We start from the raw sequence: 15,551 nt of genomic DNA, 5'->3' as shown, positions 1-15,551 counted from the left end.
GGGAACCCCGTGTCGGGTGTTCGGGTGGGGTTTGGGGGAAGCCCGTGTCAGGCGTCTGGGTGAGGTCCGGTGGAGGTCGCGTCGGGGGGCGGGTGGGCCCTGGGTGAAGTTCGCGTCCGGTGTCCCGAAAGCGGCTAGACGAAGTCTGCGTGGAGTGTTTGGGGGACCTCGATCGCATACGCGTCCAGGGCCTCGTCGAGTTTGATCTGGCCGCGTTTGAGGAGTTCGAGGAGCTCGTTCTGGGGGCGGTAGAAGCAGGATTTGCACAGGTCGGTGCGGTTGGGGTTGGTGGCTTCCCACTCGGCGCGGGGGCCGCCGTCGAGGACCGTGGGGTAGCCGAGGTCGACCACGTCGCCGATGCGGTAGCGGCTGTTGAGGTGGACCTGCGGGCACGGGTAGAGGTGCCCGTCGGCGCCGACGGCCGTCACGAAGCGGCTGTAGTGGCAGCGCTCGAAGTCGCCCTCGACCTCCTCCACCTGGTCCATGGGGCCGCGGTCCAGCTTGGGCACCGACACCTCGAAGGCGTCCGTGGACATCGCGGCGGCCTCGACGAGCGAACCGGAGATCTCCGCCATGACGGACTCGATGGTCTCGTGCCCCATCGCGCTGTAGAACTCCGGCTCGAAGCGCACATAGTGCGCGCCGGACTCGTGGGCGATGCGGGCGGCCTCGACGATCTCGCGGTAGTTCTGCAGCGTGATCACATAGTTGAAGCCGATGCGGAAGTCCGGTGCGACGGCGTTGTCGCGCAGCTTGCCGATCGTCCCGATGAACTTGGAGAACGTCTGCTCGCGGTCGCGGGTGATGTCGTTGAACGTCGCCTCGGTGCCGGCGTTCATGCCGACGCGCACCCAGGTGTGCGTCGCGGTGACACAGTCGGCGACCTTGGGGCGGCCGAGCCGGGAGCCGTTGGTGATCAGACCGATGTGCAGGCCGCTGTCGTGCCCGGCGTGGCAGATGTCGGCGTAGCCCGGGTGGATGGTGCACTCGCCGCTGCCGCAGAAGGTCACGGCGCGGCCGTCGTTCTCGGCGAACTCCTTGAGGAGAGTGATCGCCTTGTCGGTGGTGAGGGAGTCCTTGAACGAGAACAGGTCGTAGAACTGTTCCTCGTTCGGTGAATGGAAGTTGCAGAAGTTGCAACGCATATTGCAGGCGCCCATGATGCCGATCCGCATGTGGACCGGTTTGATCTCCTCGCCGGCGACGAATCGTCGTAGGAGATCACCGTGCGCCATGACTTTCTGTGGCGAGTGTGCTTGATCGAGACTCACGTCCGGGAGGCCTTCGCCGTTCCGGGGCGCTGCCATGGTGATATCGCGGGCACCTTCAGTGCTGTTCACGAACCCCTCCACGCGCTTTTGGCGACGTTTTGCGTTGTCCGATCGACGTCCGCGACAGTAGGAGAGCGCTTCCTGGAGTGTCAATGGGTCTAGACAACCAGGAAGTTGAGTAAACATCTATCGCGCCATGGGATCAGGCCAAATGTGCTGGGCACGTGTTCTTGTCACGTGCCACCGCGCGTCGGACGCGGTGAATTGCCGCCGCGGGGCAGGTCAGGAATCGCTGTGGGGCGGGTCGCCAATCGTCGGGGCGGGTCAGGAGTCGCCGCGGGTCACATCGTCCGGGCACGGGTGCTTGAACGTCTTCTCGAACGTTCGGAAGGTGTCCTGCGCCTTGCGGCCCCGCACGGCCGGGTACTCGATCACCGGTACGGGCTTGCATACCGGCCACTGATCGGTGTCGTCGGTGTCGGAGGACTTCTCGAAGCCGTACGTGCCCGCGGCGCCCTGGAGACAGCCGATGCAGCGTGTGGAGTCGCCGGTGTCGACGATACTCGCGTCGATCAGCGTGTTGTAGACGTCGTCCTTGGTCGGCGTGCGCGCCGGGTCCGGAGTCCTGGTGGAGTCGCCGGTGGGCTCGTTCGCCTCCGAGTACGAGCGGTCGAAGGCGTTGGCCAGGAGCATGAACGCGTCGTGGTACATGATCGCGTAGCCGTCGTCGAGGGACTTCCCGCCGAGGCCGTAGGGCTCCTTGAGTTTGTTGAAGACCGAAAGGAAGCCGCCGAGACCATCGGGTGCGGTGCTCTTCTTCTGCCACCACTCGCTCGTCACGGACGCCGCCGCCACCATCGTGGTCTTCGTGTCGCGCAGCATCTGCGTGAGTTCGGGGGTGGTGAGCGTCGGGTCGAGACCGATTCCCACTTTCAGGATGCGCACGGGACTGCTGCGGTCACAAGAAGGCTCCTGTGACAGGCGTTTCACGAGTGCCGGGAGATCCTGGTCGCGGCCCGCGAAGAACACCGTGTCCGAATCGGTCACGCAGATCTTCTGCGCGGCGGACTGGAATCGCTGCGGGATACCGGCGTCCGGGCCCGTCGAGCCGAGGAACGACGCCGAGCGCTTGCGCAGCCCGTACGTCGCGCCGAATTTCTTCTCGATCAGCTTCTGCAGATTGCGCGAGTACACATCGTCGGGGCGGCTGTCGAAGACGAGGAAGCCTTTGCCCTCGCCCCGATTCTTCTTCAGGTACTGACCGAGTGCGTCCGCGAGGAGGTCGTTGTTCGGTGAGGTCTTGAAGAAATAGGGGGCGTTCATGTCGGCGGAGGTGATGACCGGACCGACGGTCGCGATCCGGCGGTCGCTCAGCGCCCGCATCGCGTCCCGGGTCTCGGGGGTGCTGCTCGGCAGGCCCATCACACCGACGAGCGGCGACTCCCGGTCGTCCGTCAGGTCCTCCAGGTCGTCGACCACCGGCTGCCACTTGTCGAGGTCCTTGCCGTCGGGCGCCATCAAGAGCTGATAGTGCGGCCCGCCGCCGCTGTTGGCCCGCAACTGCGCTGCGTGCGCCCCGGCGAGGGCGCGGCGGATCATCGGCGCGGTCATGGCGCTCGAATCGTCCGAGGTGAACGGCATCATCAGCGCGATCCGGCCGTACGGTATCCGGGTCTGGCCCTTCTTCGGCGACTCCCAGGCCTTCTCCACCCGGGTGTTCTCATCCGCGACGGCCCGGATCAGCCCCTTGATGTCGTCGTTCGCGTCGAACGCCGAATCCGTGACGCCCACACACTGGCCGTCACGCTTGGCGAGGCCCCCCGCGCAGTCCTCGGGGCGGGTCGCCAGGTACACGATCACGCCCACGGCGATCAGGACCAGCGGCACCAGGACGGCGATGGCCTTGTCGAGGGGACCGAACCCGTTGCGACGGCTCAGGAACATGCTTCCTCACAGTTCGGGCAGCGGGAGGGGGCGCTTGTCACGGACGGCGGCCGGCCAGGTGCGGGCGGCCTGGCTCAGCACCGCCCGCCACGTCTGGTGCCGCAGCGACAGGAAGGCCAGCTCGGCGCCGATGTCGTCGCAGAGGTCGGCCTCCGGCTCGGCCAGCGCGTCGGAGAGGTACCACAGGCCGTGCAGCAGCCTGTTGATGCAGCGGTCGATCTCGTCTATGTCGTGATAGCGGTCGTCGTGGGCGCCCGCGGCCATCGCGGCCCGCTCGTCGTCCCAGTCCGCCGACGGCGGGGCCGGTGCCGTCGCCGCGTAGCTCAGGCAGTTCAGCCAGCGCAGCGCGCTCTGCCGGTCCTGCTCCGACTGGAACTCCTCGGACAGCGCGGCCACCACCGTCTTGGCGTCCCCGGCCGCCAGCGTGTGGCGCAGCGCGTCGGCCTCGCTGTCCTCGCCGCGCGTGGTGTGGTGGCGGCGCAGGAAGCCGTGGATCTCCTGCCAGCCGCGGCGCGAGTCGGCGCCGTGCGAGGTGCGGCGCGCCTCGTGCACCAGGAGCGTGTGCAGCAGCGGGTCGGCGGCCAGCGGGCGGTCCTGCGGGGTGTCGTGCTGCCAGTGCTCGGCCTCCAGATAGTCGGCCGCCGCGTTCGCGGGCAGCTGCTCGGGGCCCTCGAGGCGCAGATGGGCGGCCAGGGCCTGTGCGGCCGTGCTGTCGCGGGCCAGGGACAGCGGCACCAGGCGGGACCGCTGCTGCGGCGAGGGGAGCAGCCGCTCCAGGATCGCCTGGGTCACCGAGGGCCCGTCGGGGGTGGTCAGTTCGAGGAGGTTGCGCGGGCCGAGCGGTCCTTCCGGCGGGCGCGGGGCCGCGCCGCGGGACGCGGTGGCGCGGGTGTGCTCCAGGACGGCGTCGCACAGCACGCCGCTCGCCAGCGGGTGCCCGCCGGTGAGGGTGTGCAGCGCGGACGCCAGATACGGGTGCAGCGGCGCGGACGCGGCGTCCAGCATCAGCAGGATGTCGTCCCTGCTGAGCGGAGTGAGCGGTACGACGAGCAGTCCCGCCGACGGGGCGTGGCCGGTGCGCCGCCAGCGCGTGGAGGTCACCAGGTCCGGCAGTTCGCGGTGCGCGGCCTCGGTGGCCTCCGGCGGCGCGTCGCCGAGCCGCGTGGCGACGACGACCAGCGGGTCGTGGTGGGCGGCACGGGCGCGGTATTCGAGGATCAGGTCGACCAGGCGGGCGCCGGCGGGGGAGTGGGTGTTGTCGAGCAGGGCCAGCGGGCGCGGGTCGCGGTTCAGGCGCTGCCACTTGCTGCGGGCGGTGGCGATGTCCTCCAGGAAGGCGTGCACGAGGGTCTGTTCGGCCGCGTGCCGGTAGTCGCCGCCGCGGCGGAACCAGTCGGCGAGGCGTACGAGTCCGTCCTGGCCGTCCGCCGCCGTGCCCGCGGCGGACTCGGACTCGGCGTACCGCTCCTGGTACCACTGGCGCAGCGGTGCGGCGGCGCGCGAGCGGGTGTACCGCTCGAAGTACTCGGCGAGCGCCGCCTGCGTGACGGCGTGCGCGCCGGACCGGGACCCGGCGCCGCCGGTCCCCGCGCCGGGCGCGTCGTCCAGGCGGGCGCGCAGCCGGCCGGCCCACCGCTGGGCGACGTTCGCCTCGGTGCCGGACTCCAGGTGGCAGGCGATCAGGAGGCGGGCGATGCGGGTGGTGGCCCGGGTCCGCCCGTCCGGGGTGCCGCCGTGGCTCGCGAACACGGAGATCAGGCCCGGCAGGAGCAGCGGGAAGCGCCTGCCGAGGCCGGGCGCCAGGGAGCACACCAGCTCCTCCAGGAGCTCGACGACGAGCGCGCAGGCCGCGGTGTCGACGAGGGCGAGCGGCAGCCGCCCCGTGTAGTGCCGCTCCAGGGCGCGCAGGACGGCGGTGCGGCCCATGCCGTGGCGTCCGGTCAGGAGGACGAGCGGGAGGTCCTTGTCGTGCTCCCAGGGCACGCGGGCGCGTTCGGCGTAGGCGAGGCCCGTGAGGCGGGGGAGGAGGCAGTGGAGGAGCGGATCGCGTGCGTACAGCCGAGGCGTTTCGGATGTGTGCATCTCGCCGGATTCCGCTCCTGTCCTTGGCCGCCCGCCGGTGTCTCGTCCCCGCCGGTCCCGCGGGATCTCGCGCCGCTCCTTCGCCCCTCCTTGCCGGGGTCAACTGCTTTGAGGGTGAAAGAAGTTACACCTCCCACTATCCCCTGGCCAGGGCTTACGGGCGAGCCGATCGGGCATATTACGGCGGATCCGTGACACGGTGCGGTATGCGATCGGGGGCTCGCGACGGAGCGGGGCCGACGGCGGCCGGAAGGCGGCCGGATCGGGGTCGGACGCCGGTTCGGGGCCGGTCTGATTCCGGTGCATTTCCGGTCGTGCGTCGCTCAGTTTTCGCCTGGATTCAGGTCGGGAGCGGTCGACAACCGATCGGGAACGGGCGCGCGGAGGGGCGTGGACGCGGGACGCGCGCGGGGGCGTACTCCAAGCGGTGCTCGGCGCCGCACGGGCGCCACTTCGATGCCGCGCGCAAGCCACGCCTCCGACACCTCCGCCGTCCCCGACCACCCGCGCCGGGCCTCGTCTCAGTGCCGCGGCCGCACCGTCAGCTCCACCCGCGCCGGCAGCTCGTCCGCGTGGTGCACCTCGCCCGGATAGTCGAGGCGCACCCGCCGCAGCGCCGGAAGGCCCGCCAGATGCACCAGGTCCACCGTGTCGAACAGGGAGAGGTGGACCTCCTCAAGGCCCGGAAGGCGGCGCGCGATCCGCCGCAGCGACACCGCCGCGCCGGGCCGCGAGCGCACTTCGAGGCCGGTGAGCTGCGGAATGCGGGCGCCCGGCGGGAACAGCATCATGCTCAGCTGCTCGTGCGAGAGGCGCAGGGTGCGCAGCGCGGGCAGCTGGGCGAGCAGCGCGTCCCAGTCATCCGGCCGCAGCCGGTCGCTCGCGTTGTGCAGGCGCAGCTCGCGCAGCTCCGTCAGGGCGGTGATGGCGGCCAGCTCGACGGCGTCCGGCGGCAGCGCGAGCAGCCGCAGCGCGCCAGGACGCGGCAGGTCCCGCAGCCCGCGCCAGGGCACCGCGGCGCCCAGGAGCAGCGAGTCCAGGCGCGGGCACGCCGAGAGCCGGGCGAGGGGCTCCAGTTGGGGCAGGTCGGTGAGGGTGAGGCGGCGCAGCAGGGGCAGCCGGGTCAGCGGCGCGGTGTCGCTGATGGCGCGGCAGCCGTGCAGGGCCAGGGCCTCCAGGGCGGGGAACGTCGACAGGAACCCGAGCGACGTCAGCCGTACGTTGCCGCGCAGCCGCAGCTCGCGCAACCCCTCCGCGTCGAGCGCCCCGACGATGTCCTGCTCGGAGAAGTCGCCCTGGAGCACCACGCGTTCGTACCCGGACATCGCGCTGAGCGACTTCAGCTCGGCCGCCGAGCGCACCGTGACGGCCTCGCCCGCGCCCGCCGCGAGCAGCGGCTTGATGATCTCCTCGGCGTACGCGTCGGTGTCGAACCGGTCCCAGTGCGCGAGGAGCTGGGAGCGCACCGCGGGCTGCCGTGTGGTCACGAACTCGCGCAGCCGGGCCAGGGCCGCGTCGCCGCCGATGCGGCAGATCGCGTGGACCGTCGTGACCTCGGCGTCGCCCGTGAGGCTCTCGGCCCCGGGCAGCAGGCCGAGCAGCAGCGCCCCGGTCTCCGCGAGCGCCCTGGCCTCGCGCATGCTGCGGGGCGGCAGGAGCTGCGCGGCCCGTTCCTCCACGGTCCTGCGGACCTCCGGGTCGAGGCGCGTCGCCTGGCCGAGGGAGGCGAGCGCGAGCAGCCGGAGCCGGGCGCGCACCGTGTCGTCCTCCTCGCGGTCGGCGCGGCCGGTGAGCCGGGTGAGGAGGTCGGCGCGCTCGTCGGGCCTGGCCTGGGCGACGGCCATCTGCAGGACGTCCTCCCACTGGTCGACGTGCGCGTGCGCGACCAGGGCGCCGATGTCGTGCTCCTCCAGGGCGGCCTTGGCGCCGAGGAAGTCCTGGAAGGTGCGGTGGATGAAGTCCACGGCGCCCTCGGCCGGTTCGCGCAGCAGGCCGGTGCGGACGAGGAGCAGCCGCAGCACGTCGTCGGACGTGCCGACGGCGGCGAGCTGCGGCACGGACGGGCGCAGCTTCTCCACCAGGTCGACGGCGTCCTGGCGCCGCAGGATGGTGCGTTCGTTGCGGATCAGCCAGTACGCGAGCCGCTTCAGGGGCTCCGTCGCGGACATCTGGTCCAGCGGCGGCGGCTGGCGGCCGTACAGGTCGCGTTCGCGGTCGCGGCGCTCCAGGAGCATCGAGAGGGCGGCCTCGTACAGCGCGATCCGGCCCGGCGGCAGGAAGCCGCGGCGCTCGCGGTGCAGCGCACACATCAGGGCGCACAGCAGCGGGTTGGTGGAGAGGCGGCTCAGCTCCGGCGAGGCCCGCAGCAGCGGCAGCAGCTTCCCGGCGAGTTCCTCGCCCGCCCCGGCCGCCTCGTGCCAGCGCCGCACGAACCGCCGTACGTCGCCCGGCCGCATCGGCGTGAGCGTGAACTCGCGGAAGCCCTCGCGGCCGAGCCAGTCCCGGGGCAGCGCGGAGGGCCGCGTCGTGACCAGCCACAGATTGCCGGGGAAGGCCGAGCGGAGCTTCGCGAGCCAGGCCCGTGCGCGGGGCCGCTCCGCCTCCGGGATCTCGTCGACCCCGTCGATCAGGAGCATGCCGCGCCCCGCCTGCAGGACCCGCACCACCCAGCCCTTGGGCTCGCTGCCCGTCAGCGGGCAGTCGATCCACTTCAGGAAGCCGTCCGGCATGGGCAGTTCGGTGTCCTCGCGGGCCAGCGTGCGCAGCGGGAGCACGAACGGCACCCGGCCGAGGAGCTGCGGCAGATGGCCGGGCACCCGGTCCTGCTGGGCGGTGGTGATGGCGAGCCACTGCACCAGCGTCGTCTTGCCGGTCCCGGCGACTCCCCGCAGCAGCACCCGGTCGTGCGCGGCGAGGGCCGCCTCGACGGGGCCCGCCGTGCGCTCGGACTCCGGGTCCGGGTCGACGCCGCGGCCGTCGGGGTCGCCGTTGCCCGCGCCGGGGACCGGCTCGGCGGGGTCGCGGGCGGGCGCGGCCTCCAGGCTCAGATAGGCGGTCTCAAGGGGCCAGGCCTGGCTCTGCGGGTCGTGCAGGTCGACGCCGTGGATGGTGAGGCTGCTGTGCTGGCCCACCACATAGTCGGCGTAGGCCCGCTCGAATTCGGTGTCCTCCGTGAGCGTCGCGGGCAGCCGCTCCAGGAGCAGTCGCAGTTGCTCCTTCTGCTCGCTCAGGCCGCGGCGCAGCTCGACCTGGGTGCGGGCCTCGAAACCGGGGCGCTTGCTGAACTGGTGGACCAGGTGCAGACAGGCGGTGACCAGCAGCCGGTCGTGCAGCCGGGCGGCGTCGGCGCTGAGCAGCGCGCGGGTCTCCGGGGCGCTGGCGCGGACCAGGGCGGCGGCGAGCTTCTCCGGGCCGAGGTCGAAGGCCTGCACGTCGTCCATGTCGAGTTCGCCGAGGGCGCGCAGGGTGTGGCCGAGGGCGTAGCCGACGGCGTTCTGCTCGTCGGGCGCGATGGGCGGATCGTGCGGGCCCGCGGCGCGCATGGCGCGGCGCACCAACTCCCGCGCGAGCTGGTAGAGATCGGCCTCGCTGAGGACGCGCTTGTCGCCGGTGAACGACAGGAGCCGCCCGATGCGCACCGGCCGCTCGCCGAACTCGGCTCCCGGCAGGCTCTTGGGCGGCAGCAGCAACCGTTTCACCAGCGGCACCATCACCGACGACGCGATCCGAAGCCCCACCGTGCCGGCGTCCACTCAAGCCCCCGTCCGTGACCAGAACCGCCTTCTGGGCACCTTAGACCGTGGTCGCCGACGGCGCACCGAGGTCGCGCGGAGCACCCGGGGCGCGGCTGCGGGGCGGCGGCGCGCGTCGGTTAGCCTCACGTGGTGACGACATCTGCCGCATCCCGACGGGCGCCGAGGCTGTTCGGCATCAGTGACCTGCACATCGCCTATGCCGAGAACCGGAAGTTCGTCGACGAGCTCTGGCCGGAACACGAGGGCGACTGGCTGATAGTCGCCGGTGACATCGGCGAGATGATGAGCGACATCGAGTGGGCCCTGCGCACCCTCACCGAGCGCTTCGACACGGTGATCTGGTCGCCCGGCAACCACGAGCTGTGGACGCCCCGCGACGACCCGAACCAACTGCGCGGCGAGGCCCGCTACCGCCACCTCGTGGAGCTCTGCCGGGGCCTCGGCGTGCACACCCCCGAGGACCCGTTCCCGGTCTGGGACGGCGAGGGCGGCCCCGCGGTCATCGCCCCGCTGTTCCTCCTGTACGACTACACGTTCCGGCCCGCCGGCAAGCACAACAAGAAGGACGCCCTCGCGTACGCGTACGAGACCGGCGTGGTCTGCACGGACGAGGTGCTCCTGCACCCGGACCCGTACGCGACCCGCGAGGACTGGTGCCGCGCCCGCGTCGCGCTCACCAAGGACCGGCTCGACGCGCTCGACCCCGAGCTGCCGACCGTCCTCATCAACCACTGGCCGGTCGTCCGCGAGCCCACGCGCATCCTGCACTACCCCGAGTTCGCCCTGTGGTGCGGCACCGAGGCGACCGCCGACTGGCCCGTGCGCTACCGCGCCGCCGCCGTCGTCTACGGCCATCTGCACATCCCGCGCACCATCTGGCACGAGGGCGTTCCGCACGTGGAGGTCTCCGTCGGCTATCCGCGCGAGTGGCAGCGCGAGCGGCACCCCTCGCCGCGCCTGCGGCAGATCCTGCCCGCGCCGCGCCCCACCGGGACCTGACACCCCCCGCCCGCCTCCCCTCACTTTCCCGTCCACCCGTCGCCTCCGACGATCTCCGTCGTTTGCGTCAGGGGGCTGTCAGCGTCCCTCGCCGAGTCTGAGCGCACTGCGAACAGAGTGCACAGACCGAGGGATGCGACAGGGGAGCAGCTTGATGCGGTCCAATACGAAAGTTCACGCAGTCACTTACGTTCATGGGGATACGTACGTGCACGGAGGTGCGGGCGTTCACGGGGGCACCGCCCGCGACCTCGGTGAGGGGCTGGTCCGGTCATGACCAGTCACCAAGTGCAGCTGCTCTTCCTGGACGTGGCGCTGATCCTGGCGCTCGCCCGTGGCCTCGGCGCGCTCGCGGCGCGGATCGGCCAGCCGCCCGTCGTGGGCGAGATCCTGGGCGGCATCCTGCTCGGGCCCACGCTGTTCGGCGGTCTCTTCGCGGACCATCTGTTCCCGTCCGACGTACGCCCGCTCCTGACGGCGCTCGCCGACATCGGCGTCGCGCTGTTCATGTTCGTCGTCGGCCTCGAACTCGAACACCGGGTGCTGCGCGGCCGCACCCGGGTCAGCGCGGGTGCGGCCCTCGGCTCCACCCTGGTGCCGTTCGTCCTCGGCGTCGGCCTCGCGCTGTGGCTCCTGCGCGACCACGACACGCCGCAGCGCACCGCGTTCATCGTGTTCATGGGCCTGGCCGTGTCGGTCACCGCCTTCCCGGTGCTCGCGCGGATCCTCGCCGACCGCGGCCTGTCCCGTACGGAGATCGGCGGCATCGCGCTCGCCACGGCCGCCCTCGTCGACGTCGTGGCCTGGTCGGCGCTCGCCGGGGTACAGGCCGTGGTCGGCGGGGCCGACGACTACTGGCGCGTGACGCTGCTGATCCCGTTCACGGCGTTCCTGGTCGCCCTGCGGCCGCTGCTGCGGCGCGTCCTCGACACCGGCGGCGCCACGGGGCTCAGCGCGAACCGGCTCGGCGTCGTCCTCGTCGGTGCGCTGCTCTGCGCCGCGGCCACCGAGGCCATGGGCATGCACTACATCTTCGGCGCCTTCCTCTTCGGCGTCGTGCTGCCGCGCGACGGCGCGGGGGCGCTGCGCGACGAGGTGTGCGACCGCACCGGGCACATCACCTCGCTGCTGCTGCCCGTGTACTTCGTGGTGGCGGGCCTAAAGGTCGACCTGCGCGGGGTGGGCGTGAGCGGGCTCCTCGAACTCGCCGTGATCCTGCTGGTCGCCGTCGCGGGGAAGTTCGGCGGGACCTACGCCGGAGCGCGCTCGCAGGGCCTCTCGCCGCACGGCGCGGGCAAGCTCGCCGCGCTCATGAACACCCGCGGCCTCACCGAACTCGTGATCCTCGGCGTCGGCCTGCAACTCGGCCTCCTGGACCAGTCGCTGTACTCCCTGATGGTGGTCATGGCCCTCGTCACCACGGCGATGACGGGCCCGGTGCTCGGGTTCCTGGACCGGCGGGCGGCGCGGCAGGACGGCGTGGCCACCGGGGCCGGACGTACGGCGTCGAGTTCGGCTCCCGAACCGTCCGCAGAGTCCGCAGAGGACAGCGTGGCAGCTGAGTCGGCAGGTGTCCGGACCTAGGACCGGACTTAGAGTGGATGGCGCATGCCATCAGCGGTCGCCGCTCCGCGGCGGGCCGTCCGCGCGGCACCACCGCGCGGTACGGGCCCAGGGGAGCGGCGCGCCGCCCACCCGCACGAGGGGACGCCGCACGTGAACCCAAGCGCACCCGCCTCCCACTCCGCCGCCCGCTTCACCGGCAAGGTCGCCGTGGTCACCGGCGGCGCCTCCGGCATCGGTGCCGCCACCGCCGTGCGCCTCGCCGCCGAGGGCGCGGCCGTCGTCGTCTCCGATGTGGACGAGGGCCGCGGCGAGCCGGTCGCGGAGGGCATCCGGGCCGAGGGCGGCAGCGCGGTGTTCGTCCGCGCGGACGTCACCGATGCCGCCGACTGGGACCAGGTCCTCGCGGCCGCCCACAGCTTCGGCCCCGTCGGCGTCCTCTCCAGCAACGCCTACGCCTGCGAGATCGCCCCCGCCCACGCCATGACCCGGGCCTCCTGGGAGCACCAGCTCACGGTGAACCTCACCGGTACGTTCCTCGGCGTCAAGGCCGTCCTGCCCGATCTGCGCGCCCACCGCGGCGCCGTCGTCCTCACCTCCTCCGTGCACGCCCGCACCGGCATCCCGGGCCGCCCCGCCTACGCGGCGAGCAAGGGCGCCCTGGTCTCCCTGTGCGGGCAGCTCGCCGTCGAGTACGGCCCCGAGGTGCGGGTCAACGCCGTCCTGCCGGGGCCGATCCTGACGCCCGCGTGGGGGGACGTGGGCGAGGCGGACCGGGCGCGCAGCGTCGAGGGGACGGCGGCCGGGCGGTTCGGGGCGCCGGAGGAGGTGGCGGCGGCCATCGCGTTCCTCGCCGCCGACGAGGCGTCGTACATCACCGGGACGAGCCTGACCGTGGACGGCGGCTGGAGCGTGGTGAAGGACTCCGCCTGAGCGGGCCCGACCGCCGCGCGCTCCCTGCTGCCGCGCATCCGATCCGCCGCGCACCCCCACCGCGCGCCGCCCCCCCAGCGAGGAGAGAAGGACACACCATGATGATCGACCGCGTGGAGACCTTCCTCGTCCCGCCGCGCTGGCTGTTCTGCCGCGTGGGGACCGACGACGGCGTGGTCGGCTGGGGCGAACCCGTCGTCGAGGGGCGCGCCGAGGTGGTGCGCGCCGCCGTGGACGTACTCGCCGAGTATCTGATCGGCAAGGACCCGCTGCGGATCCAGGACCACTGGCAGGTGCTCACCAAGGGCGGCTTCTACCGCGGCGGCCCCGTCCTCTCCAGCGCCGTCGCGGGCATCGACCAGGCCCTGTGGGACATCGCGGGCAAGACGTACGGCGCGCCCGTGCACGCCCTGCTCGGCGGGCCCGTGCGGGACAGGGCGCGGGTGTACGCGTGGGTCGGCGGCGACGAGCCCGCTGTGCTCGCCGAGCACATCGCCGAGCAGGTCGAGGCGGGCTTCACCGCCGTGAAGATGAACGCGGCCGGGGCCACATCGCCGCTCACCACGCCCGCCGAGACCGCCGCCGTCGTCGACCGCGTCGCCATCGCCCGCGAGGCCCTCGGCCCCGACCGGGACGTGGCCGTCGACTTCCACGGCCGCTTCACCCCCGCGAGCGCCCGCCGCGTCCTCGCCGAACTCGCCCCGCTGCACCCGCTGTTCGCGGAGGAGCCGCTCCTTCCCGACCAGAGCCACCTCCTGCCCGCCCTGGTCGCGGCGAGCCCCGTCCCCCTCGCCACCGGCGAACGCCTCTACAGCCGCGCCGAGTTCCTGCCCGCCCTCACCGCGGGCATCGCCGTCGCCCAGCCCGACCTGTCGCACGCGGGCGGCATCACGGAGGTCCAGCGCATCGCCGCCCTCGCGGAGACCCACGGCGCGCTGCTCGCCCCGCACTGCCCGCTCGGCCCGATCGCGCTCGCCGCGAGCCTCCAACTCGCCTTCACCACGCCGAACTTCCTCATCCAGGAACAGAGCCGCGGCATCCACTACAACAAGAGCGCCGACCTCCTGTCGTACGTCGTGGACACCGAGCCGTTCCGGTTCACCGACGGGCACGCCCACCGCACGACCCTGCCTGGACTCGGCGTCGAGGTCGACGAGGCGGCCGTGCGGGCGGCCGACCGGGGTGGGCACGCCTGGCGCAACCCCGTGTGGCGGCACCCGGACGGTTCGTTCGCGGAGTGGTGAGGCCCGCGGGGGCCGAGGGGGAGCTCTTCCCGGCGGGCCGCACGACCCTGTCGCCGAGGCGCGCGGCGCACCTACCCTGGTAGCCGCCCGAGGGGGGAGCCGCATGAGCGAACACGCCCGCAACACCGACCCCGGCAAGCGCGACCCCGGTCCCGGCAGAGGTGAACGCGTCGCCGACTGGGCGGACAGCCGCCTCGGCGTGCACACCCTCGCCAAGACCCAGATGCGCAAGGTGTTCCCGGACCACTGGTCCTTCATGTTCGGCGAGATCTGTCTCTACAGCTTCCTGATCCTGATCCTCACCGGCGTCTGGCTCACCCTGTTCTTCGAGCCGAGCGGCATCGAGGTCGAGTACAACGGCAGTTACGAACCGCTGAAGGGCGTGCTGATGACGCGCGCCTACGAGTCGACCGTCGACATCAGCATGGAGGTGCGCGGCGGTCTGCTCATCCGGCAGATCCACCACTGGGCCGCGCTCGTGTTCGTCGCCGGGATGCTCGTGCACATGATGCGGGTGTTCTTCACCGGCGCGTTCCGCAAGCCGCGCGAGATCAACTGGGTGTTCGGCTGGACCCTGTTGATGCTCGGCCTCATCACCGGCCTGACCGGCTACTCGCTCCCCGACGACCTGCTGTCCGGCACCGGCATCCGCTTCGCGCAGGGCGCCATCCTGTCCGTCCCGGTCGTGGGCACGTACCTCTCCTTCTTCCTCTTCGGAGGGGAGTTCCCTGGACACGACATCATCCCGAGACTCTTCGCCGTGCACGTGCTGCTGCTGCCGGGCATCATGCTGGGCCTGGTCGTCGCCCATCTGATCCTGGTCTTCTACCACAAGCACACCCAGTTCGCCGGGCCCGGACGCACCGAGAAGAACGTGGTCGGCGCGCCCTTCCTGCCCATCTACGTCGCCAAGGCGGGCGGCTTCTTCTTCCTCGTCTTCGGCGTCCTCGCGCTGATGGGCGCGATCGCGACGATCAACCCCGTATGGGCCCTCGGTCCCTACCGGCCCGATCTCGTCGGCACCGGCGCTCAACCCGACTGGTACCTCGGCTTCTCCGAGGGCCTCATCCGGGTGATGCCCAGCTGGGAGATCAACGCCTGGGGCCACACCCTGCAGTTGGGCGTCTTCATCCCCTTCGCGCTGTTCCCGCTCATCATGGCGGCGATCGGGGCGTATCCGTTCATCGAGTCCTGGGTCACCAAGGACAGACGCGAGCACCACATCGCCGACCGGCCGCGCAACGCGCCCGTCCGCACGGGCCTCGGCGTGGCCTGGCTGACGCTGTACGGCGTGCTGATGGTCGGCGGCGGCAACGACCTGTGGGCCACGCACTTCCACCTGTCCATCAACGCCATCACCTGGTTCGTGCGCGTCGCCTTCTTCGTCGCCCCGCCGCTCGCCTTCGTCGTCACCCACCGGATCTGCCTCGGGCTGCAGCGCCGCGACCGCGACAAGGTGCTGCACGGGCGGGAGAGCGGCATCATCAAACGCCTCCCGCACGGCGAGTACGTCGAGGTCCACCAGCCCCTCAGCCAGGCCGAGCGGTACAAGCTCACCGCGCACGAACAGCCCCGGCCCTACGAGGTGGGGCCCCTGGTCGACGCCAACGGCGTGGTCCGCAAGGTGCCCCGCTCCGAGCGGCTGCGCGCGCGCCTCTCCCGGGCGATGTACGGTCCGGGCGCGCAGGTGCCGAAGGCCACGGCGGAGGAGTACCGGCGGATCCACAGCGGGGACGGGCACCACTGAGGCGCGCCGGGCC

General features: G+C 72.0%; 9 protein-coding genes. 5 read left to right on the top strand and 4 right to left on the bottom strand.

All coding sequences use genetic code 11. From position 1 onward, the window contains the following. Nucleotides 1-134 precede the first annotated feature (134 nt). From ACZ6AA_RS24700 to ACZ6AA_RS24685, 4 genes are all read right to left on the bottom strand, one after another. Nucleotides 135-1,235 (bottom strand): radical SAM protein, encoded by a 1,101-nt coding sequence (locus tag ACZ6AA_RS24700; RefSeq protein ID WP_468454799.1) that lies wholly within the window; start codon nt 1,233-1,235, stop codon nt 135-137. A 360-nt stretch (nt 1,236-1,595) separates the two neighbouring features. Continuing rightward, nucleotides 1,596-3,215 carry an ABC transporter substrate-binding protein gene (locus ACZ6AA_RS24695; protein WP_468483528.1) on the bottom strand — a complete coding sequence of 540 codons (1,620 nt, stop codon included), beginning with the start codon at nt 3,213-3,215 and terminating at the stop codon, nt 1,596-1,598. A gap of 6 nt (nt 3,216-3,221) precedes the next feature. After that, nucleotides 3,222-5,297 (bottom strand): ATP-binding protein, encoded by a 2,076-nt coding sequence (locus ACZ6AA_RS24690; RefSeq protein WP_471459997.1) that lies wholly within the window; start codon nt 5,295-5,297, stop codon nt 3,222-3,224. Nucleotides 5,298-5,818: 521 nt separating this feature from the next. Next, on the bottom strand, nt 5,819-9,049 hold the full coding sequence (locus ACZ6AA_RS24685) for an NACHT domain-containing protein (protein ID WP_468454805.1): 3,231 nt from the start codon (nt 9,047-9,049) through the stop codon (nt 5,819-5,821). 132 nt (nt 9,050-9,181) lie between these two features. Here ACZ6AA_RS24685 and ACZ6AA_RS24680 point away from each other — a divergent pair, with 132 nt between their 5' ends. The 5 genes from ACZ6AA_RS24680 to qcrB all read left to right on the top strand — a co-directional run bounded on the left by ACZ6AA_RS24680 (nt 9,182) and on the right by qcrB (nt 15,538). Beyond that, entirely contained in the window at nt 9,182-10,051 is an 870-nt protein-coding gene (locus tag ACZ6AA_RS24680) for a metallophosphoesterase family protein (RefSeq protein WP_468454807.1), read from the top strand. Between the two features lie 273 nt (nt 10,052-10,324). Continuing rightward, complete coding sequence (locus ACZ6AA_RS24675; RefSeq protein ID WP_471459994.1) at nt 10,325-11,635, top strand: cation:proton antiporter; 1,311 nt, start codon at nt 10,325-10,327, stop codon at nt 11,633-11,635. Nucleotides 11,636-11,767: 132 nt separating this feature from the next. Continuing rightward, nucleotides 11,768-12,547, top strand: a complete 780-nt coding sequence (locus tag ACZ6AA_RS24670) for an SDR family NAD(P)-dependent oxidoreductase (RefSeq protein ID WP_468454811.1) — start codon at nt 11,768-11,770, stop codon at nt 12,545-12,547. A gap of 98 nt (nt 12,548-12,645) precedes the next feature. After that, on the top strand, nt 12,646-13,791 hold the full coding sequence (dgoD, locus tag ACZ6AA_RS24665; protein WP_468454813.1) for a galactonate dehydratase: 1,146 nt from the start codon (nt 12,646-12,648) through the stop codon (nt 13,789-13,791). 103 nt (nt 13,792-13,894) lie between these two features. After that, nucleotides 13,895-15,538 (top strand): cytochrome bc1 complex cytochrome b subunit, encoded by a 1,644-nt coding sequence (gene qcrB / locus ACZ6AA_RS24660; protein WP_468454815.1) that lies wholly within the window; start codon nt 13,895-13,897, stop codon nt 15,536-15,538. Nucleotides 15,539-15,551 lie beyond the last annotated feature (13 nt).

It is taken from the genome of Streptomyces sp. NPDC040610 (genome assembly GCF_055594065.1).
Note: the sequence above shows the minus strand (reverse complement) of the source record. Positions and strands in the feature narration are given on the sequence as shown.

What these genes read in the sequence shown, in the direction of transcription:
- dgoD (WP_468454813.1), top strand. Translation starts at nt 12,646, where the DNA reads ATGATGATCGACCGCGTGGAGACCTTCCTCGTCCCGCCGCGCTGGCTG.
- ACZ6AA_RS24695 (WP_468483528.1), bottom strand. Translation starts at nt 3,215, where the DNA reads ATGTTCCTGAGCCGTCGCAACGGGTTCGGTCCCCTCGACAAGGCCATC.
- qcrB (WP_468454815.1), top strand. Translation starts at nt 13,895, where the DNA reads ATGAGCGAACACGCCCGCAACACCGACCCCGGCAAGCGCGACCCCGGT.
- ACZ6AA_RS24690 (WP_471459997.1), bottom strand. Translation starts at nt 5,297, where the DNA reads ATGCACACATCCGAAACGCCTCGGCTGTACGCACGCGATCCGCTCCTC.
- ACZ6AA_RS24675 (WP_471459994.1), top strand. Translation starts at nt 10,325, where the DNA reads ATGACCAGTCACCAAGTGCAGCTGCTCTTCCTGGACGTGGCGCTGATC.
- ACZ6AA_RS24700 (WP_468454799.1), bottom strand. Translation starts at nt 1,235, where the DNA reads ATGGCGCACGGTGATCTCCTACGACGATTCGTCGCCGGCGAGGAGATC.